Here is a 17,531-nt window from a genome sequence, read left to right on the forward strand (position 1 = left end):
CCCATGCAGCTGTGCTGGTTCCCATGTCGACATGGGAATCAGGAGGCCCGTGGGGTTGGTGGCTCAGGGGGCGGCAGCAGGGCGAGGTGGCGGGCGGCGGAGTGCAGGGACGCGTGCCAGGTGCCTCGGGCCATGCGCAGGCCGGGCTGCTCCAACCACCGCAGGACGCACTCGGTCTCCTCGGCCGTCGCCGCCGGCGTGGGTCCAAGGCCCGGGGCGACCGTCTCGGCCGTGGCGAGGAGGGCGTCGACCCAGGGCCCGGGGACGGTGCCGTGGGGCATGACTCCCGTGGCGCAGAGCCTGCCGTGGCGCACCACGTGGATCTCCCAGCCGTCCCGCCGGGGCGCGGCAGCCACGATCTCGGGCTGCTCGGTGAGCTGACGCAGCCGCTGGGTCCGGTCCACGCCCCGCAGCAGCGCCGCCATCCGGTCGCGCCGGCGGGCGGCGTCCTCGTAGCGCTCGTGCTCGGACAGCTCACGCAGGTGACGGGTCACGGCAGCGACGACCGTGTCGGGGTCGGCGGTCATGGCACGGCGCACGCGCAGCACCTCCGCTGCGTAGACCTCCGCGGTGACCGAGCCGTCGCACGGGGCGAGGCAGTGACCGATCTCCGCGAGCGCGCACGCGTTGCCGCGGGGAGTCCTGGGCAGGCGCGGTGTGCACTGGCGGATGCCGAAGACCTCGTGCAGGCAGGTCATGGCGTCCTCGGCGAGGCTGCGTCGCCGGAACGGCCCGAGGTAGTCGGCGTCGTCGTCGATGACCCGCGTGACCACGGACAGGCGGGGCCAGGCCTCACGGGTGAGCTTGAGCCACGAGACGCGGTCGGGGAACTTCGAGCGCCGGTTGTACGGCGGACGGTGCCGGGCGATGAGCCGCAGCTCACGGACCTCGGCCTCCAGCGCGGTGGCGCACACGACGGAGTCCACGCGGTCGGCGAGCATCACCATCTCGCCCATCCGCGTACGGGTCTCCGAGGCCGTGAAGTAGCTGCGGACCCGGCGCCGCAGGTCGCGTGACGTGCCCACGTAGAGCACCTCGTCGTTCCGGTCGCGGAAGAGGTACACGCCGGGCGCGTTGGGGACGGCGTCGGCGAGGTGGCGCTTGCGTCGCTGCTCCGGCCGGACCCGTGAGGTGTATGCCATGAGCTCCTCGAGCGAGTCCACGCCCAACGGGCCCAGGCGTTCCAGCAGGGCGTGCAGGACGTCGACCGTGGCTCGGGCGTCCGACAGTGCCCGGTGGTCGGGTGTGGTGCTGGCACCGAGGTGCTGTGCCAGGGTCGCGAGCTTGACGTTGCGGGTCTCACCGGAGAGCAGAACACGCCGTGCGAGGACGGCCGTGTCCAGCACTTCGAAGCGCGGCCACGTGATGCCCAGCTCGCGCGCGGCATGCTTCAGGAAGCCGGTGTCGAACGGGGCGTTGTGGGCGACGAGCACCGTCCCGGCGGCAAACTCCAGGAAGCTGGGCAGGACCTCGGCGATTCGCGGCGCCTCGACGACCATCGCGTCGGTGATGCCGGTGAGGACCGTGATGAAGGCGGGGATGGACTCATCGGGATTGACGAGGCTCTGGAGCTCGCCGACGACCTCCCCGCCGCGGACCTTCACCGCGCCGATCTCGGTGATGCGTGAGCCCTTGGCCGCAGACCCTCCGGTGGTCTCCAGATCGACGACGCAGAACGTGACGTCGCGGAGCAGTCGGCCGAGGTCGTCGAAGCAGGCCTGTGCGTAGAGGGCTGGCGGTGCGGTGCTCACGCGGCCAGACGCTAGGCGCGACCTCCGACAGTCAGACGTGTCCCGGGCCGCACGCATGATCGATTTGTGTCGTGGTGCGGCCCTAGCGTCGTCGTCATGAGCAACGATTCCGTCGTCATAGACTGCGACCACTGCCTCGTGCGCAGCCCCAGCGCCTGCGGGGACTGCGTCGTCACCGTCCTGCTCGGGGGGCCGCCCCAGGGCATCCACCTGGAGTCCGAGGAGGTCGACGCCCTGGACGAGCTCGCCAAGGGCGGTCTCGTCCCCCCGCTGCGCCTGGTGACTCCCGTCACATCTCCACACCTCGAGGCGGGGTGAGTTGAGACCGCCACCGTGCCCCCCTAGACTGCCTTCTCGTGTGCCCGGGGTATGCCGACCCACCTGGTCGACATCGGGTGCGCCGCCGAGTCGGTGCGAACGTGGGGAAGCGCGTCGTGCCGAGCCGGGGACCCACATGGTCTTTGGGGTGAATCGGTGGAGGTCGCAAGACCTTCGTCGTAGGGCGACCTTGGCCCGAACCCGTCAGCTCACCCGGTAGGCGACGAGGACTGAGGAGAGTGCGTGCTCCGACACGACACCAGCATCCGGATGCGCGGCCTGATCGCCGCCTCCGCCGCAGCAGTACTGACCACCGGACTCATCGCCAGCTCGGCCACCGCCGACCCAGAGGTCTCCGCCGACGACGTCAGAGCCGCCTACGCCGAGCTCTCCAAGGTCAATGAGAAGGTCAACGCGATCTCCGCCGACCTCGAGGAGACCCAGGACGAGATCTCCGACCTCGAGGGCGAGATCGACGACCAGATGGCCGAGTACAACCGTCAGCGCGACGTCCTCGGCCAGTCCGTTGTCCAGCAGCAGATGGACTCACCGCTCGGTGCCTCGGTCAGCGTGCTCGGCAGCGAGGACCCGGAAGCGTTCCTCGACGCGATCGGCGCCCAGCTCGCTCTGGACACCACGCGTGCCCAGGAGCTCGGCGCCTTCCAGGAGGTCGCCCGTGAGATGGAGAACCGCCGGACGGCCATGAAGGACCGCAAGGCCGAGCTGTCCGCGGACCGCAAGGAGCTGGACAAGACCCTGGCTGACCGCAAGGCCAAGCACGAGGAGACCGAGGCCCAGTTCGCCGAGCTCGAGTCCGAGCAGCAGGCCGAGGTCACCGGAGCGAGCGCCACCGACGAGGCCGACGTCGAGCTCGGCGACGTGGACGCCAGCGGCAGGGCGGGCAAGGCCATCGAGTTCGCCCGTGCCCAGCTGGGTGACGCCTACGTCTACGGCGGGACCGGCCCTGACGGCTGGGACTGCTCCGGTCTCATGCAGGGTGCGTACGCGGCCGCGGGCGCGTCCATCCCGCGCGTCGCCGGTGCCCAGTTCTCCGCCGGCCAGGAGGTCTCCATGGGCTCCCTCCAGCCCGGCGACCTGGTCTTCTACGGCGACATGTCCCACGTGGCCATGTTCGTCGGCAACGGTCAGGTCATCGAGGCCGCGAACTCCTCCTCGCCCGTCCGGGTCGCCAGCATGATCCCGCGCTTCACCAAGGCCGCCCGGATCGGCTGACCATCGCGCCATGGCGGCGGCCCTCGCCCAACCTCGTCGCAGGACTCGTCCTGCTCGGGCTGGGCGGGGGCCTTCTGCTGTGGCAGCAGCCGTGGTCGCAGGACGAGCCGTCCGCCGAGCAGGTCGCGCTGCCCGCTGACGCAGGCAGCCAGCTGGACACCATGCTGCGGGCGATGTCCCGCGCGGAGACCGAGGACTCCTTCGTCGAGGCCGCCGGCCCCGGTGAGGCGGGGCGGGACTTCGCCACCGACGCCTGGGACGCCCGCACCGCGCTCGAGGTCACGGACGTCGAGCTCAGGCTCGTGGGCAGCGCAGAGGTGGCCGACAGCCTGGACGGCACCGCGACCGCCCGGGTCAGGGCATCATGGACGGCCACGGGGGACTCCGTCGTGGCAGGCACCACGGTGCGGGACGCGACCCTCACGCTGCGTGTGGCGGGGCTGAGTGGTGGCCGCATCGAGATCCGCGCGGCGCACGCCGGGGAGGATCCCGTGCCACTGTGGCTCGCGGGCAGCATCGACGTCGATCGGGGCGAGGGAGCGGCGGTCGTGCGGGTCGACGGCGGGGACGAGGACCTGGCCGTGGGTGCGCTGGCCGAGCAGGCCGGCCGCACGGTGCGCGAGGTGCTGCCCTCCACTCGTGGCGACCTCACGGTGGTCTCGCCCCCCACGGTGCGAGGGGCCGCAGACCTGCTCGGTCGGTCCGAGCAGGAGATGGAGCGGATCGCGGCGGTCACGACGACGGTCGACGGCACCCGCGAGAGCGCGCGGATCATCATCCTGAACCCTGCTCTCTTCGAGACGATGGACGCCCGAGCCGCCCAGGTGGTGGTGAGTCACGAGGCCGTGCACCAGCTCACCGGCATCATCGGTGCGGAGGTCGAGACGTGGGTCGCCGAAGGATTCGCCGACTGGGTGGCCCTGCGCGGTGACGACGCACCCCTGGCGCTCAGCGCCGGTCAGGTCCTGCGCCAGGTGGAGCAGGACGGCCCCCCGGAGCGGCTACCGGCCCAGGCTGACTTCGACTCCGCAGAGCATGGCATCGGTGCCGTGTACGAAGGAGCCTGGATGGCCTTTCGCATGCTCGACGAGCAGGACGTCCCGGACGACGACGTCGTCGCGTTCTACGAGGACGTGCTGGCCGGGGGTGAGGTCGAGGCGGCCGCGCGCGAGCACCTCGGCCGCTCGCTGGCCCGGCTCACCGAGCAGTGGCAGGACTATCTGATGAAGAGTGCCTCGACCGTGTCGTGATAGTCGCGCAGCACCGCGTTGCGCTTCACCTTGAACGAGGGGGTCAGGTACCCGTTGTCCTCGGTCCAGTCGTCCTGCAGGATCACGAACGTACGGATCGACTCGGCCTGCGAGACCTGGGTGTTGGCCTCGTCGACGGCCTTCTGGACCTCCGCCTGCAGGCCGGGGTCCTCCAGCGACCCTTCCCAGGACTCGGTGTCGATCGTGACGAGGGCGGCGATGAACGGCTTGCCGTCGCCCACCACGAGGCACTGGCTGACGTAGGAATGGGCGCGGACGCGATCCTCCAGCACGGCAGGGGCGACGTTCTTGCCGCCCGCGGTCACCAGGATCTCCTTCTTGCGGCCGGTGACACGGACGTACCCGTCGTCATCGACGTCGCCGATGTCACCCGTCGCGAACCATCCGTCGGGGTCGAGCACCTCGGCGGTGGCATCGTCGTTGCGCCAGTAGCCGGAGAAGACCTGGGGGCCGCGGAAGAGGAGCTCGCCGTCACCGGCCACGCGGGCCTCGGTGCCGGGGAAAGGCCGGCCGACGGTGCCGATGCGCTGCTCGTCGGGGGTGTTCACGCACAGGGCGGCGGTGGTCTCGGTGAGGCCGTAGCCCTCCAGCACCGTGACACCGATCCCACGGTAGAAGTGCGCGAGCCGCTCGCCCAGCGGTGCGCCACCGGAGATGGCCCACTCGGCATGACCGCCGAGGGCGTCGCGCAGCTTGCCGTAGACCAGCCGGTCGAAGAGGGCGTGGCGCGCCCTCAGCAGCGGGCCGGGGCGGCCGTCGTCCCGCGCCTTGCTGTGCGCGATGGCCGTCTTGACGGCCCGGTCGAAGATCCGTCCCTTGCCCTCGGCGTAGGCCTTGGCGCTCGCGGAGTTGAACACCTTCTCGAAGACCCGCGGGACGGCCAGCACGAAGGTCGGCTGGAACTCGCCAAGGTGCTCGACGAGGTCCTTGACGTCCGCGGTGTGCCCGAGCCGGGCGCCGGAACGGATCGCGCCGACCTGGATGATCCGGGCGAAGACGTGGGCGAGGGGGAGGAACAACAGGGTGGAGGCGTTCTCACGGCCGAACAGGTCGGGCAGCTGCTCCAATGCACCGTCCAGCTCTGCCCGGAAGTTGCCGTGCGTCAGGCAGCAGCCCTTGGGGCGACCGGTCGTGCCCGAGGTGTAGATCAGGGTGGCGAGCGTCTCGGACCCGACCGTGCCGCGGGCCTGCTCGAGCTCGTCGTCCGTGACGTCGGCAGCCGCCCCGGCCAGGGCCTCCAGCGCCGGACGGTCGGTGTTCGTGGCCTCGATGGTCCAGACGTGCTCCAGGCTCGACGTCTCGCCGCGGGCCAGCTCCAGGCGTTGGCGGTGCTCGCCGGTCTCGACGACGGCGGCGACGGCGCCGGAGTCGGCGAGGATCCACCCGATCTGCTCGGCGGAGGACGTCTCGTAGACGGGGACCGTCGCGGCGCCGACCCACCAGATGGCGTAGTCGAGGACGGTCCACTCATAGCGCGTCTTGGACAGCAGCACGACGCGGTCCCCGGGCCGGACCCCCGCGCCGAGGAGCCCCTTGGCGGCCTGCACGACCTCGGCGTGCAACTCGCGCAGGAGGACGTCCGTCCAGCCGTCCGGGCCGCGCCGGGCCAGGGCGACGGAGTCCGGGTCGGACTGCAGTCGATCAAGGATGTCCAGGGTCAGGTCGCCGAGGTCGCGGTCGTCGTTGGTCACCACGTACGGCAGGCTACCTCCCAAGGATCGGTGCGCTGCAGAGCGCACGGGAAGGTGTGCACGGTGCCCCTGCTGGACCTGCTGGACCAGACGTTCGTGGTGGCTCCGGTCGCGGAGCTGAGGGCCGTGCTGTGCGACGAGCTGGCCTGGGCCCGTCTCGACATCCCGGTGACGCCGCGGGAGGACCGGGGCCTGCTCGGCGTCCGGTGGGACGTCGGCGGACCGTTGCGCGGGACCGCCGAGGTGTGGCTGGAGCAGGCGCACCGCGGCGTGGTGGTCCACGTCTTCCTCCAGGCCGACCCGGTGCGCCGGTCGTCCTCGGCCGCAGCGCACCGCCGATGGGCCGCCCCGCTGAAGCGCTGGGTGCTCGACGTCAAGCGAGGTCACGACGTCGCTCGACCTGCCGCGGTGGTGCCGCCGGACCCGGGGGAGGGGACCACTACGATGAGTCCGGTGAACCGCGACCCGGAGGAGGCCTGATGGCACGCACCGCCAGCGACATCGTCATCGACGCTGACCCGGCTCGCGTCATGGACGTGATCGCGGACTTCGAGTCGTACCCGGACTGGGCCACCGGGGTGCGCCGCGCGGACGTCGTCGAGGGCGACCCCTCCCGGCCCGATCGCGTGCACTTCGTGCTCGACGCCGCTCCGATCCGTGACGAGTACGACCTCGCCTACACGTGGGACGGCGACCGCTCCGTCTCCTGGAGCCTGGTCGAGAAGGGCTCGATGCTGACGTCGATGGACGGCAGCTATGCGCTGGAGCCGGTCGGCGGCGGCACCAAGGTCACCTACGAGCTGGCCGTGAACGTCGCGGTCCCCTTGCTCGGCATGCTCAAGCGCAAGGCTGAGAAGGTCATCATCGACACCGCGCTGAGCGGACTCAAGCGACGGGTGGAGCGTGACGGCTGACCCCGTCGAGCCCGTCGACCGCCGAGACGACGGGTCCGACGACAGGTCCGGTGACGGGGGAGCGACGGTCGGCACCGTGGGAGAGGAGCTGGCCCGGCTGCTGCAGCTCGTGGCCGAGCGCTCGAGCATGTCGCACCCCGTCGTGACGCTCGTGCGCGAGCACCCCGAGCTCGTGGAGCAGGTCGCCGAGACGGTGGTGGGCTGGGTCCGCGAGGCACAGGACACGCTCTCCGAGGCCGTTGCCGGGACCTCGCGATGAGCGCGGACCTCGGCGTCGGCATCGACATCGGCGGCACCAAGATCGCCGGAGGCGTGGTGGCCGCGGACGGACGACTCATGGGCTCCCGCTCGATCCCGACGCCCGAGGACGCCGGCAGGATCGCCGCGGCCGTGGCTGACCTCGTGCAGGCACTGTGCACCGAGCACGCCGACGGCGGAAGCATCGGGGGCATCGGCGTGGGCGCTGCCGGGTTCGTCTCCGTCGACCGATCGACAGTGACGTTCGCCCCCAACATCGACTGGCGAGACGAGCCGCTGGGCGCCGACATCGCCGCCCTGACGGGCCGGCCGGTGGTGGTCGAGAACGACGCCAACGCCGCCGCGTGGGGCGAGTTCCGCTTCGGTGCCGGGGCGGACGCAGGCGACCTCCTGCTCGTGACGGTCGGTACCGGCGTCGGTGGCGGCATCGTCCAGCGAGGTGCGCTCGTGCGTGGCGGGTTCGGCGCGGCCGGGGAGATCGGCCACCTGCGGCTGGTGCGCGACGGGCGGCCCTGCGGCTGCGGGCAGCGCGGCTGCTTCGAGCAGTATGCGAGTGGGTCCGCCCTGGTCGCGGACGCGCGGGCGAGGGCGACGAGCGACCCCCGTGGTGGCCCCCTCGTGGAGCGGGCCGGGTCCGCCGAGCAGGTGACCGGCCCGATGGTCACGGAGCTGGCGCAGGCCGGCGACCCGCTCTCCCTGGAGCTGCTGCGCGACCTCGGGCGGTGGCTGGGGGAGGGCTGCGCCGACCTCGCGACGGTGCTCGATCCCAGTGTCATCGGTCTGGGCGGTGGCGTGGGCGCGGCCGGGGCGCTGCTCACCGATGCCGTTGTCGAGTCCTTCCTGCAGCACCTCCCGGCGCGCTCGCACCGCAGGATCCCCGAGATCCGCCTGGCCACGCTGGGGCAGGACGCCGGGCTCGTCGGTGCGGCCGATCTCGGGCGTATCGTGACGGTCGGGGAGTCCCATGCCGAGCCGGGGCGGGGCTGATCCGATGGCACAGGGGACCAACCAGAAGCCGACGAGGGGCCGTCTCGTCCCGCAACGCCTCGCGATCGGGATCGACATCGGCGGGACCAAGATCGCCGCCGGGGTCGTCGACGAGGACGGGCAGGTGCTGGCCCGGACCAGGGTGGACACGCCCACCACCGAGCCCGACGCCGTGGTGGAGGCCATCTCCGAGGTCACCGAGCTGTTGCGGACCGACCACCACGTGACGTCCATCGGGATCGGCGCCGCCGGATTCGTCGACGCCTCCCAGTCGACCGTCGTGTTCGCGCCCCACCTCGCCTGGCGCAACGAACCCCTGCGCGACCGAGCCTCACGGCGGACCGGCCTACCGGTGCTGGTCGACAACGACGCGAACGCCAGCGGATGGGCCGAGTGGCGCTTCGGGGCGGCGCAGAACGTGCCGGACCTCGTCCTCATCACGCTCGGCACGGGGATCGGCGGGGCGCTCGTCATCGACGGGCAGCCCTATCGCGGGCGGTTCGGCATCGCCGGCGAGTTCGGTCACATGCGGGTGGTGCCCGACGGGCGGCCGTGCGAGTGCGGGAACCGTGGCTGCTGGGAGCAGTACGCCAGCGGGCGGGTGCTCGCTCGTGCCGCTCGTGCCGCCGTCGAGGAGGACACCGACATCGGCCGACGCCTGCTGGAGCTCGCCGGCAGCATCGAGCGGGTCGAGGGCTGGCACCTCACCGAGCTCGCCGCGCTGGGGGAGGCCTCCTCCACCGAGACGATCGCCGAGGTCGGCCACTGGCTCGGGGTCGGCATGGCTGACCTCGCGGCGGTCTTCGACCCCGGCATGTTCGTGATCGGCGGAGGGGTGAGCGATGCCGGCGAGCTCCTGCTCGCCCCGGCGCGGACCGCCTTCTCCCAGCAGCTGACCGGGCGCGGCTACCGTCCCGAGCCGCTCATCGTCCGAGCGCACCTCGGACCGGAGGCCGGCCTCATCGGTGCCGCCGACATGGCTCGCATCACAGCGCGGCGCCGTCGTCCGGCCAGTCCGGGCGGGAGGGTCCGTGTTCGGGCAGCTGGGAGATCAAGTAGATCGACCCGGCGACGAAGGTGAGCCCGGCCGTCAGCAGCACCGGCCCGGACAGCCAGACGCCGGCCATGGTGCAGAGCACGAGGACCGCCGGGGTGCCGAGGACACCGCCCCACGCGAGCACCCTGCCCCGGTGCCAGGGGCGGGCGGGGCGGTCCGGGAGCCGACGGTAGAACTGCTCGTCCGGCGGGTCCGACTCGTCGGCCGGGTCGAGCTCGGGAACCCGGTCGGGCTCGGGCTCGGGCCGGCGGACGAGCCCGGGATCGTCCCAGTCGAGGTCGAGCCGACGGACGATGTCGTCGAACTCCTCGTCGCGCTCAGCCATCGCGGGACACGTGCTCGGCGATGAACTCGGCCGACCGTCGCTCGATCAGCTCGGCGTCGTGATCGATCGTCGCGACGTGGTAGCTGTCGTGCAGCTCGACGAACTCCGCGACCCTGGACCCGACGCGGGAGCGGACGAGCTCGATCGTCTGCCCGTCGACGACGTGGTCCTGCGGCGCCCGGAAGAACAGCAGCGGAGTGGTGACCTCGCCCAGCCGCGGAATGATGTCGGACCACAAGCGGACCATGGAGTGCAGCGCCTTGAGCGGCGTGCGGGGGTAGGCCACCTCGTCCTGGCCGGGCTTGGCGATGTCGCCGCCGATCGCCGGGATCGACGGGACGACCCACTTCAGCAGCGGCAAGACCTTGAGCTTCGGGTCGCCCATGGCCAGCGCGGGATTGACCACGACCACGGCGTCAACGGCCTCCGGGTGCAGCGCGGCGAGCCTCAGCGCCAGCGCGCCGCCCATCGACAGGCCGCCGACGACGACGTGGTCGCACTGCGTCCGCAGGTCCAGGAGCTCGTGCTCGAGTGCGTCGTACCAGTCCTGCCAGCGGGTGGTGTTCATCTGTTGCCACGTCGTCCCGTGACCGGGCAGGAGCGGCACGCGAACGGTGTGCCCGTGGGCGGCGAGGGCCCGGCCCCAGGGCACCATCGAGGCGGGGGAGCCGGTGAAGCCGTGACTCAGCAGCACGCCGGTGCGGCCGCCCTCGGTGGAGTACGGCTCGGCGCCGGGGACGATCGACGACGCGGTGCTCATGCTGCCATCTTCCCCCATCGTGTCCGTCGACGACAGGGCCGTCGGTGCGAGTAGAGTCCGGATGACGCTGGAGGAGGCGACGAGTGTTCTATTGGTTCCTGAAGTTCTTGGCGCTGGGTCCGCTGCTGAGGCTGATCTTCCGTCCCTGGGCCGAGGGCACCGAGCACGTCCCGTCCAGCGGTCCGGCGATCCTGGCCAGCAACCACCTCTCCTACAGCGACTGGCTCTTCATGCCGCTGGTCGTCCCGCGCCGTGTCACGTTCGTCGCCAAGGCCGAGTATTTCGAGTCGCCCGGGATCAAGGGCTGGTTCCAGAAGAAGTTCTTCTCCGGCTCTGGCCAGGTCCCCATCGACCGGTCGAGTGGGTCGGCCGCCGCCGGAGCCATCTCGACCCAGCTCCGGCTGCTGTCTGAGGGTGAGGTCTGCGGCATCTACCCCGAGGGCACCCGCTCGCACGACGGCCGGCTCTACCGCGGCCGCACCGGCGTCGCCCGGCTGGCCCTGGAGGCCAAGGTGCCGGTGATCCCGGTGGCGGTCATCAACACCGACGTCGTGGCGCCTCCCGGGAAGGTCTTCGGGCGCATGGCCCGGCCCGGCGTCCGCTTCGGCGAGCCGCTCGACTTCAGCCGCTACGACGGCCTGCAGGACGACCGGTTCATCCTGCGGGCGATCACCGACGAGATCATGTACGAGATCATGCGGCTGTCCGGGCAGGAGTACGAGGACCTCTACGCCCAGGACGCCAAGAAGCGGGCCAAGGAGATCGAGCGCGAGGCCGAGGCCGAGAAGGCCCGGGCCGAGTCCGACGAGGTGTGGGACGAGATCCGTCCTGACTGAGCGAGTCCTGCGAGCGAACGTCAGGACGGGTTGAGCGTCTCGCGCCGAAGGCGCCCGGTGCGAAGCCAGGTGAGATCGAGAACCAACGGTACGACTGAAGCGGAGGCACCAGATGCGGGTCGGGATGTTGACCGGCGGGGGCGACTGCCCCGGGCTCAACGCCGTCATCCGAGCGGTCGTGCGCAAGGGTGCGCAGTCCTTCGGTGATGAGTTCGTCGGCTTCCGGGACGGGTGGCGCGGTCCGCTCGAGGACGACACGATGACGCTCGACGTCGACGCGGTGCGCGGGATCCTGCCGCGCGGGGGCACGATCCTGGGCTCCTCCAGGACGAACCCGTTCGCCGTGGACGGCGGGGTCGAGCGCATCAAGGACTCCCTCGCCTCGCACGGCTGCGACGCGCTCATCGCCATCGGCGGGGAGGACACGCTCGGCGTCGCCGCACGCCTGGCCGACCTGGGGGTGGCCGTCGTCGGCGTGCCCAAGACCATCGACAACGACCTGTCCGGCACGGACTTCACGTTCGGGTTCGACACCGCCGTGAACATCGCCACCGAGGCCATCGACCGCCTGCACACCACGGCCGAGTCCCACCACCGCGTCCTCGTGGTCGAGGTCATGGGACGCCACGCCGGGTGGATCGCCCTGCACGCCGGTCTTGCCGGGGGGGCCAACATCATCCTGATCCCCGAGCGCCCCTTCGACATCGAGAAGGTGTGCGCCCAGGTGGAGAGCCGGTTCGCGACGCGGTTCTCGCCCATCGTCGTGGTCTCGGAGGGTGCGGTGCCCGCCGAGGGCGGATCGATGACCCTCGTGAGCGGCTCGAAGGACGCCTTCGGGCACGTCCGGCTGGGTGGGATCGGTGACCGGCTGGCCTCGGAGATCGAGCACCGTACGGGCAAGGAGGCGCGCGCCGTCGTGCTCGGCCACGTGCAGCGAGGCGGCTCGCCCACCGCCTTCGACCGCTGGCTCGCGACCCGCTTCGGGCTGCACGCCATCCAAGCGGTGCACGACGGTGACCTCGGCATCATGACCGCTCTGCGCGGCACCGACATCGTGCGGGTACCGCTGAGCGAGGGCACCAAGGAGCTCAAGGTGGTCCGGCCCGAGCTGTACGAGGAGGCCGAGGTCCTGTTCGGCTGAGCCGACGGGGCGACCGCCGGCCCCGGAGGGTCTGGCACAGCAGGACGGCTGCAGCACCCGGCGGGTGTCGGGGCGGACGAGTAGCGTCCTGGCATGAGCCCGATCCACCACACCCTGGACTACGTCGAGCTGGGCGCCACGGACCTCCCCGCGACGAAGGCGTTCTACGAGCAGGCCTTCGGCTGGCAGTTCACCGACTACGGTCCCGAGTACGCCGGCGTTCGCGCCCCGGACGGTACCGGCGAGGTCGGTGGGCTGAGCGCCATGACGCAGCCGAGCACCGGCGGGCCGCTCGTCCTGCTCTACTCCGAGGACGTCGACGCCAGCGTCGCCGCCGTGACGACGGCCGGTGGCCGGGTCCTGCAGGAGCCGTACGTCTTCCCCGGAGGACGAAGGTTCCACTTCGCGGACCCTAGTGGAAACGAGCTCGGCGTCTGGGGGCCGGCATGAGTGACGAGCGGGACGTCGAGGACGTCTGGCAGTACCCCCGACCCCCGGCCCTGGACCCGAGCACCGAGCACGTCGTGGTTGAGATCGGCGGTCGCGTCCTGGTGGACACCCGGGCCGCAGTGCGGGTGCTGGAGACGAGTCACCCGCCCACGTACTACCTGCCGATGGCCGACGTCGACACCTCGATGCTGCGACCGCGCGAGGGCTCGACGTGGTGCGAGTGGAAGGGTGCCGCCTCCTACGTCGACGTCGTCGCCCCGGTACGCACGGTGCCCGCCGGCGCCTGGACGTACCCGAGCCCGACACCGCGGTTCGAGGCACTGATCGACCACCTCGCCCTCTACCCGGGACGCATGGACCGGTGCACGGTCGACGGCGAGGTCGTGCAGGCCCAGGAGGGCGACTTCTACGGCGGGTGGGTCACCTCCCGCGTGCACGGTCCGTTCAAGGGAGCGCCGGGGACCCTCGGCTGGTAGGGGCGGCCGAACAGTGGGTGGACGGGCCCCGGGGTCCCGCGAGTGCGCGCGTATCCTTGAGCGGTGAGCATCCCCAGCCTCGACGACCTCCGCACGATGGGCGCTGCCCAGCAGCCCACGTACGCCGACCCCGCCGCCCGCGACACCGCGGTCGCGACGCTGCGCCGCATGCCGCCGCTGGTCTTTGCGGGCGAGTGCGACGACCTGCGGGACCGCCTCGCGGCCGTGGCTCGGGGTGAGGCATTCCTGCTGCAGGGAGGGGACTGCGCGGAGACCTTCGAGGGCGTCACCGCCGAGAACGTGCGCAACAAGCTGCGGGTCCTGCTGTCCATGGCCGTCGTCCTGACCTACGCCGCCAGCGTTCCCGTCGTCAAGGTGGGCCGACTGGCCGGCCAGTACGCCAAGCCGCGCTCGAGCGACACCGAGACCCGCGACGGCGAGACGCTGCCGGCCTACCGCGGCGACGCCGTCAACGGCTTCGAGTTCACGCCCGAGTCCCGCGCGCACGACCCGCAGCGGCTCGTCGACGTCTACAACGCCTCGGCCGCCACGCTGAACCTCGCGCGCGCCTTCACCACCGGCGGCTACGCCGACCTGCGCCAGATGCACGTCTGGAACACCGACTTCGTCAAGCGCAGCCCCGTGGGCGTCAGCTACGAACGCATCGGCGCGGAGATCGACCGCGCCCTCGCCTTCATGGACGCCATCGGCGTCGACCCCGACGAGCTCCACTCCGTCGACTTCTACTCCTCGCACGAGGCGCTGATCCTGGAGTACGAGCACGCCCTGACGCGCACCGACTCGCGCACCGACCGCCCGTACGACGTCTCGGGCCACTTCGTCTGGATCGGCGAGCGCACCCGCCAGCTCGACGGAGCGCACGTGGAGCTGCTCAGCCACATCGCCAACCCGATCGGCGTGAAGCTCGGCCCCACGACGACGCCGGACGACGCCATCGCGCTCTATGAGAAGCTCAACCCGGACCACACGCCTGGCAAGGTCACCTTCGTGACGCGCTTCGGCGCCGGCAAGATCCGCGACCTGCTGCCCAACCTGGTCGAGAAGGTCACGGCCGCCGGCATCGAGGTGGCGTGGGTCTGCGACCCGATGCACGGCAACACCTTCGAGGCGTCCTCGGGCTACAAGACCCGCGAGTTCGACGACGTCATCGACGAGGTGCGGGGCTTCTTCGAGGTGCACCGCTCCCTCGGCACCTGGCCCGGCGGCTTGCACGTCGAGCTCACCGGCGACGACGTCACCGAGTGCGTCGGGGGCGGCGCCAAGCTCTCCGCCGACGACCTCTCGCGTCGCTACGAGACGCTCTGCGACCCGCGGCTCAACCGCGAGCAGTCGCTGGAGCTGGCCTTCCTCGTCGCGGAGATGCTCCGCGACCGCTGAGCGGCAGCAGCCTCACTCCGGCTGCACGCGCAGCGTCATGAGGGTGGTGGCCAGTGAGTCGTACTGGCCGCAGAGCATGAGCAGCTCGATCGCGGTGGGCTCGTCGAGGTGGTCGCGCACCGCGGCCCAGGTGGCGTCGTCGATGTCGCGCTCGCGCACCAGCTGGCCGGCGGCGGTCAGCAGGCTGCGCCGGCGTGGTGTCCAGCCGTCCCAGGCAGCGTCGTGGGCGTTCGCCACCTCCTGGGCGCTGAGCCCGACGCGGCGTCCGAGACGCTCGTGGTGGCGACGCTCGTACTCGCACTCGCGCAGGGCGGCGACGTGCAGGATCACCAGCTCGGTGTCGGTGCGCGGCAGCTTGCCCCCGGGCATCATCGTCGCGCTGTAGAGCAGCCAGGCGCGGAACAGGCCACGGCGCCGACCCAGGGTGGTGAAGATGTTGGGTCGCTGCCCCCCGATCACCCGGCCGGCCAGGCCGCTGATGACGTGGTTGACCAGGCCGAGCTCGCGCAGGCCACCGGGTGCGATGCGGGGGGAGTCCATGGCAGCAGGCTAGACGTGCCCTGGTGCTGGTCACGTCAGACGTAGATCGTGATGGTGGAGCCCACCTTGGCCTCATCGCCGGCACCGGGCGTCTGCGCGCGCACCTCGTTGCCGGGGATGACGTTGCGCACCCGGACCTTGAAGCCGGCCTCCTCGAGGGTGCTCTCGGCCTCGTCGGCGTCGTCGCCGACCACGTCGGGCACCTCGATCTCCTCCGGGCCGCGGGAGACGACGATGGTGACGGTGTCACCCCGAAAGGCCGTGCCCTCATCGGGTGACTGGGAGATGACGTCGCCCTTGTCGACGTCGTCGTCGAACTCACCCTCGACCTGGACGGCGAAGCCGGCCTCCTCCAGGGCGGCCACGGCGTCCGCGCGGCTGCTCCCGGACTGGTCGGGGACCTCCAGGGGCTCGCGGCCGCGGCTCACGACGAAGTCGATCGAGGTCCCCCGCCGGACCGGCTCGCCGGCCTTGCGGTCCACGGGGCGGACGATGCGACCTTCCTCGACGTCCTCGCTGTACTCCTCGGTGGTCTCACCGAGCTTCAGGTTCAGGTCCTCGAGCTTCTGCGTGGCCTCGTCCACCGTCAGCCCCTTGGTCTTGGGAACCTCGTAGCGCTCCTGCCCCTTGGACACGACGGCGCTGATGGCGCTCTCGGGCAGCAAGCGGGAACCGGGGGCGGGATCGGTGGAGATGACGGTGCCGAGCGGAGCGCTCTCGGAGAACGCGCGCCTGCTGACCGTGAGCTCGAACCCGAGCTCCTCGGCCTCGGCCAGCGCCTGTGCCTCGCTGCGGCCCACGAGCTGTGGTGCCTCGGTGTATCGACCGACCCCGAGCCAGTACCCGAACCCGGCGAGCAGCACGGCCAGGATCACCACGCCGATCAGCAGGATCCTGCCGCGACGGCCGTGGTCACCGGCCTGCGTCGCTGCCTGGTACTCCTGGGGAGTGAGCGGCCGGTGCGGGTCCTGGGGCTCATCAGGCTCGCGGGTCTCCTCGGGGCCCTGCCACGTGCTGGAGCTCCACCGCATCGTGGGCTCGCCGTCCACGGGTGGCACGCCCACCGTGGGGTCGGAGGCGCCGGCGAAGCCCTGCCCTTCGACGCCCGGCGCCGCGGCGGAACCTGCTGCCACCGCGGGTGCCAGGGAGACCCTCTCGGTCATCTCGTCGTCGTCGCGACGATCCGTGGGCCCGGGCGCTGTCCGGGGGAGCAGGTCCGCGACCAGCTCGGGATCGTCCTGGAGGCCGTCGTCGAGGGCGCGCTGGACCATGCGGACCTGTTGCAGCAGCACGCGGGCGTCGGTCGAGCGCCGAGCCCGGTCGCGAGCGGTCGCCCGCGCGACGAGCGCGTCGACGTACGCAGGGATGTCCGGCTGCACCTGGGAAGGCGCGCCGATGTCCTCGTGGACGTGCTTGTACGCGACATGGATGGGAGTGTCCCCGGCATGCGGCTTCGCCCCGGTGAGCATCTCGTAGAGCATCGCTCCGCAGGCGTAGACGTCGGAGCGCCGGTCGACGCCCTCGTTGACGACGATCTCGGGGGCGAGGTAGGAGACGGTGCCCATGAGCGTGCCACTGGTGGCCGTGGTGGCGGTGCTGACGGCCCGGGCGAGTCCGAAGTCGGCGACCTTCACCTCACCGTCGGGGGTGATGAGCACGTTCTCGGGCTTCATGTCGCGGTGGACGAGGTTCTCCCGGTGCGCTGTCGCGAGCGCGAGCAGCACGTCGGCGAGCAGGTTCAACGCCCGCCGAGGGGGCATCGGGGCCTCGTCACGCATGACGTCACGCAGGGTGCGACCCGGGACGTACTCCATCACCAGGTAGGTCACGTCGCCGTCGTGACCCTGGTCGTAGACCGAGACCACGCCGCGATGGTTGAGCTTGGCTGCGGCCCGGGCCTCTCGCTGGAAACGCTCGGTGAAGGCCGTGTCGTCACCCAGACCGGCATGCATGACCTTGATGGCGACAGGGCGGTCGAGCCGCTCATCCGTCCCCTTGAAGACGCTGGCCATGCCGCCGCGGGCGATCCGGTCACCGATGAGGTAGCGACCGTCGAGGAGTCGCCCGACGAGAGCGTCGTCGCCGGTGGCGGGCACGTCGGCCTCCTCTCCTCGATGATCCGGGC

Annotated in this window: 19 protein-coding genes and 1 riboswitch; of the genes, 13 read left to right on the forward strand and 6 right to left on the reverse strand. The window is 71.4% G+C overall.

Features of this window, described 5'->3' with window-relative positions; translation table 11 throughout:
* Positions 1-38: 38 nt before the first annotated feature.
* Positions 39-1,751, reverse strand: a complete 1,713-nt coding sequence (locus tag ACHAAC_RS04635; RefSeq protein WP_435714834.1) for a DEDD exonuclease domain-containing protein — start codon at positions 1,749-1,751, stop codon at positions 39-41.
* A gap of 96 nt (positions 1,752-1,847) precedes the next feature.
* Here ACHAAC_RS04635 and ACHAAC_RS04640 point away from each other — a divergent pair, with 96 nt between their 5' ends.
* From ACHAAC_RS04640 to ACHAAC_RS04650, 3 genes are all read left to right on the forward strand, one after another.
* The gene (locus ACHAAC_RS04640) at positions 1,848-2,069 is read left to right on the forward strand and encodes a hypothetical protein (RefSeq protein WP_435714836.1); all 222 of its coding nucleotides are present in this window, start codon (positions 1,848-1,850) and stop codon (positions 2,067-2,069) included.
* A 73-nt stretch (positions 2,070-2,142) separates the two neighbouring features.
* Positions 2,143-2,307, forward strand: a riboswitch (cyclic di-AMP (ydaO/yuaA leader).
* Positions 2,308-2,312: 5 nt separating this feature from the next.
* Positions 2,313-3,302, forward strand: coding sequence for an NlpC/P60 family protein (locus ACHAAC_RS04645; protein WP_435714838.1), 990 nt, complete (start codon positions 2,313-2,315; stop codon positions 3,300-3,302).
* A 173-nt stretch (positions 3,303-3,475) separates the two neighbouring features.
* Positions 3,476-4,552 (forward strand): hypothetical protein, encoded by a 1,077-nt coding sequence (locus ACHAAC_RS04650; RefSeq protein ID WP_435714840.1) that lies wholly within the window; start codon positions 3,476-3,478, stop codon positions 4,550-4,552.
* Here ACHAAC_RS04650 and ACHAAC_RS04655 read toward each other — a convergent pair.
* Positions 4,519-6,267 (reverse strand): AMP-dependent synthetase/ligase, encoded by a 1,749-nt coding sequence (locus tag ACHAAC_RS04655; RefSeq protein ID WP_435714842.1) that lies wholly within the window; start codon positions 6,265-6,267, stop codon positions 4,519-4,521. The genes ACHAAC_RS04650 and ACHAAC_RS04655 overlap by 34 nt on opposite strands.
* Before the next feature lie 60 nt (positions 6,268-6,327).
* Between ACHAAC_RS04655 and ACHAAC_RS04660 the strand changes: the two genes are divergently transcribed.
* Genes ACHAAC_RS04660 through ACHAAC_RS04680 form a run of 5 tightly spaced genes read left to right on the forward strand, consistent with a single transcriptional unit; the run spans position 6,328 to position 9,504 of the window.
* Complete coding sequence (locus tag ACHAAC_RS04660; RefSeq protein WP_435714844.1) at positions 6,328-6,744, forward strand: hypothetical protein; 417 nt, start codon at positions 6,328-6,330, stop codon at positions 6,742-6,744.
* Positions 6,744-7,178, forward strand: a complete 435-nt coding sequence (locus tag ACHAAC_RS04665; protein ID WP_435714845.1) for an SRPBCC family protein — start codon at positions 6,744-6,746, stop codon at positions 7,176-7,178. Before ACHAAC_RS04660 ends, ACHAAC_RS04665 begins: the two co-directional genes overlap by 1 nt.
* Positions 7,168-7,437, forward strand: coding sequence for a hypothetical protein (locus ACHAAC_RS04670; RefSeq protein ID WP_435714847.1), 270 nt, complete (start codon positions 7,168-7,170; stop codon positions 7,435-7,437). Before ACHAAC_RS04665 ends, ACHAAC_RS04670 begins: the two co-directional genes overlap by 11 nt.
* Positions 7,434-8,423 carry an ROK family glucokinase gene (locus ACHAAC_RS04675; protein ID WP_435714849.1) on the forward strand — a complete coding sequence of 330 codons (990 nt, stop codon included), beginning with the start codon at positions 7,434-7,436 and terminating at the stop codon, positions 8,421-8,423. Before ACHAAC_RS04670 ends, ACHAAC_RS04675 begins: the two co-directional genes overlap by 4 nt.
* A 4-nt stretch (positions 8,424-8,427) precedes the next feature.
* Positions 8,428-9,504: an ROK family glucokinase gene (locus ACHAAC_RS04680; protein WP_435714851.1), complete on the forward strand. Its 1,077-nt coding sequence runs from the start codon at positions 8,428-8,430 to the stop codon at positions 9,502-9,504.
* Here the strand turns inward: ACHAAC_RS04680 and ACHAAC_RS04685 are convergent.
* Together ACHAAC_RS04685 and ACHAAC_RS04690 are read right to left on the reverse strand one after the other, a co-directional pair.
* On the reverse strand, positions 9,410-9,805 hold the full coding sequence (locus ACHAAC_RS04685; protein ID WP_435714853.1) for a hypothetical protein: 396 nt from the start codon (positions 9,803-9,805) through the stop codon (positions 9,410-9,412). The genes ACHAAC_RS04680 and ACHAAC_RS04685 overlap by 95 nt on opposite strands.
* On the reverse strand, positions 9,798-10,565 hold the full coding sequence (locus tag ACHAAC_RS04690; RefSeq protein ID WP_435714855.1) for an alpha/beta hydrolase: 768 nt from the start codon (positions 10,563-10,565) through the stop codon (positions 9,798-9,800). The genes ACHAAC_RS04685 and ACHAAC_RS04690 overlap by 8 nt, the downstream gene beginning before the upstream one ends.
* An 83-nt stretch (positions 10,566-10,648) precedes the next feature.
* On the opposite strand from ACHAAC_RS04690, the gene ACHAAC_RS04695 reads away from it, so the two are divergent.
* The 5 genes from ACHAAC_RS04695 to ACHAAC_RS04715 all read left to right on the forward strand — a co-directional run bounded on the left by ACHAAC_RS04695 (position 10,649) and on the right by ACHAAC_RS04715 (position 14,866).
* Positions 10,649-11,401: a lysophospholipid acyltransferase family protein gene (locus ACHAAC_RS04695; protein ID WP_435714857.1), complete on the forward strand. Its 753-nt coding sequence runs from the start codon at positions 10,649-10,651 to the stop codon at positions 11,399-11,401.
* A 112-nt stretch (positions 11,402-11,513) separates the two neighbouring features.
* Positions 11,514-12,542: a 6-phosphofructokinase gene (locus tag ACHAAC_RS04700; protein ID WP_435714858.1), complete on the forward strand. Its 1,029-nt coding sequence runs from the start codon at positions 11,514-11,516 to the stop codon at positions 12,540-12,542.
* Positions 12,543-12,635: 93 nt separating this feature from the next.
* On the forward strand, positions 12,636-12,992 hold the full coding sequence (locus ACHAAC_RS04705) for a VOC family protein (protein ID WP_435714860.1): 357 nt from the start codon (positions 12,636-12,638) through the stop codon (positions 12,990-12,992).
* A complete protein-coding gene (locus tag ACHAAC_RS04710) occupies positions 12,989-13,468 on the forward strand; it encodes a DUF427 domain-containing protein (protein WP_435714861.1) in 480 nt (159 codons plus the stop codon). The genes ACHAAC_RS04705 and ACHAAC_RS04710 overlap by 4 nt, the downstream gene beginning before the upstream one ends.
* A gap of 96 nt (positions 13,469-13,564) precedes the next feature.
* Positions 13,565-14,866 (forward strand): class II 3-deoxy-7-phosphoheptulonate synthase, encoded by a 1,302-nt coding sequence (locus tag ACHAAC_RS04715; RefSeq protein WP_435715503.1) that lies wholly within the window; start codon positions 13,565-13,567, stop codon positions 14,864-14,866.
* A gap of 12 nt (positions 14,867-14,878) precedes the next feature.
* Here the strand turns inward: ACHAAC_RS04715 and ACHAAC_RS04720 are convergent, their stop codons facing one another.
* A complete protein-coding gene (locus ACHAAC_RS04720) occupies positions 14,879-15,406 on the reverse strand; it encodes a carboxymuconolactone decarboxylase family protein (protein ID WP_435714862.1) in 528 nt (175 codons plus the stop codon).
* A 35-nt stretch (positions 15,407-15,441) separates the two neighbouring features.
* Entirely contained in the window at positions 15,442-17,502 is a 2,061-nt protein-coding gene (pknB, locus tag ACHAAC_RS04725) for a Stk1 family PASTA domain-containing Ser/Thr kinase (protein ID WP_435714863.1), read from the reverse strand.
* Between the last annotated feature and the right edge of the window lie 29 nt (positions 17,503-17,531).

This window comes from Aeromicrobium sp. CF4.19, from assembly GCF_051262555.1.
Lineage (GTDB): Bacteria > Actinomycetota > Actinomycetes > Propionibacteriales > Nocardioidaceae > Aeromicrobium.

Coding starts and splice junctions, on each gene's coding strand:
- ACHAAC_RS04640 (WP_435714836.1), top strand. CDS start 1,848: ATGAGCAACGATTCCGTCGTCATAGACTGCGACCACTGCCTCGTGCGC.
- ACHAAC_RS04650 (WP_435714840.1), top strand. CDS start 3,476: ATGTCCCGCGCGGAGACCGAGGACTCCTTCGTCGAGGCCGCCGGCCCC.
- ACHAAC_RS04665 (WP_435714845.1), top strand. CDS start 6,744: ATGGCACGCACCGCCAGCGACATCGTCATCGACGCTGACCCGGCTCGC.
- ACHAAC_RS04675 (WP_435714849.1), top strand. CDS start 7,434: ATGAGCGCGGACCTCGGCGTCGGCATCGACATCGGCGGCACCAAGATC.
- ACHAAC_RS04680 (WP_435714851.1), top strand. CDS start 8,428: ATGGCACAGGGGACCAACCAGAAGCCGACGAGGGGCCGTCTCGTCCCG.
- ACHAAC_RS04685 (WP_435714853.1), bottom strand. CDS start 9,805: ATGGCTGAGCGCGACGAGGAGTTCGACGACATCGTCCGTCGGCTCGAC.
- ACHAAC_RS04690 (WP_435714855.1), bottom strand. CDS start 10,565: ATGAGCACCGCGTCGTCGATCGTCCCCGGCGCCGAGCCGTACTCCACC.
- ACHAAC_RS04700 (WP_435714858.1), top strand. CDS start 11,514: ATGCGGGTCGGGATGTTGACCGGCGGGGGCGACTGCCCCGGGCTCAAC.
- ACHAAC_RS04705 (WP_435714860.1), top strand. CDS start 12,636: ATGAGCCCGATCCACCACACCCTGGACTACGTCGAGCTGGGCGCCACG.
- ACHAAC_RS04710 (WP_435714861.1), top strand. CDS start 12,989: ATGAGTGACGAGCGGGACGTCGAGGACGTCTGGCAGTACCCCCGACCC.
- ACHAAC_RS04715 (WP_435715503.1), top strand. CDS start 13,565: ATGGGCGCTGCCCAGCAGCCCACGTACGCCGACCCCGCCGCCCGCGAC.
- ACHAAC_RS04720 (WP_435714862.1), bottom strand. CDS start 15,406: ATGGACTCCCCCCGCATCGCACCCGGTGGCCTGCGCGAGCTCGGCCTG.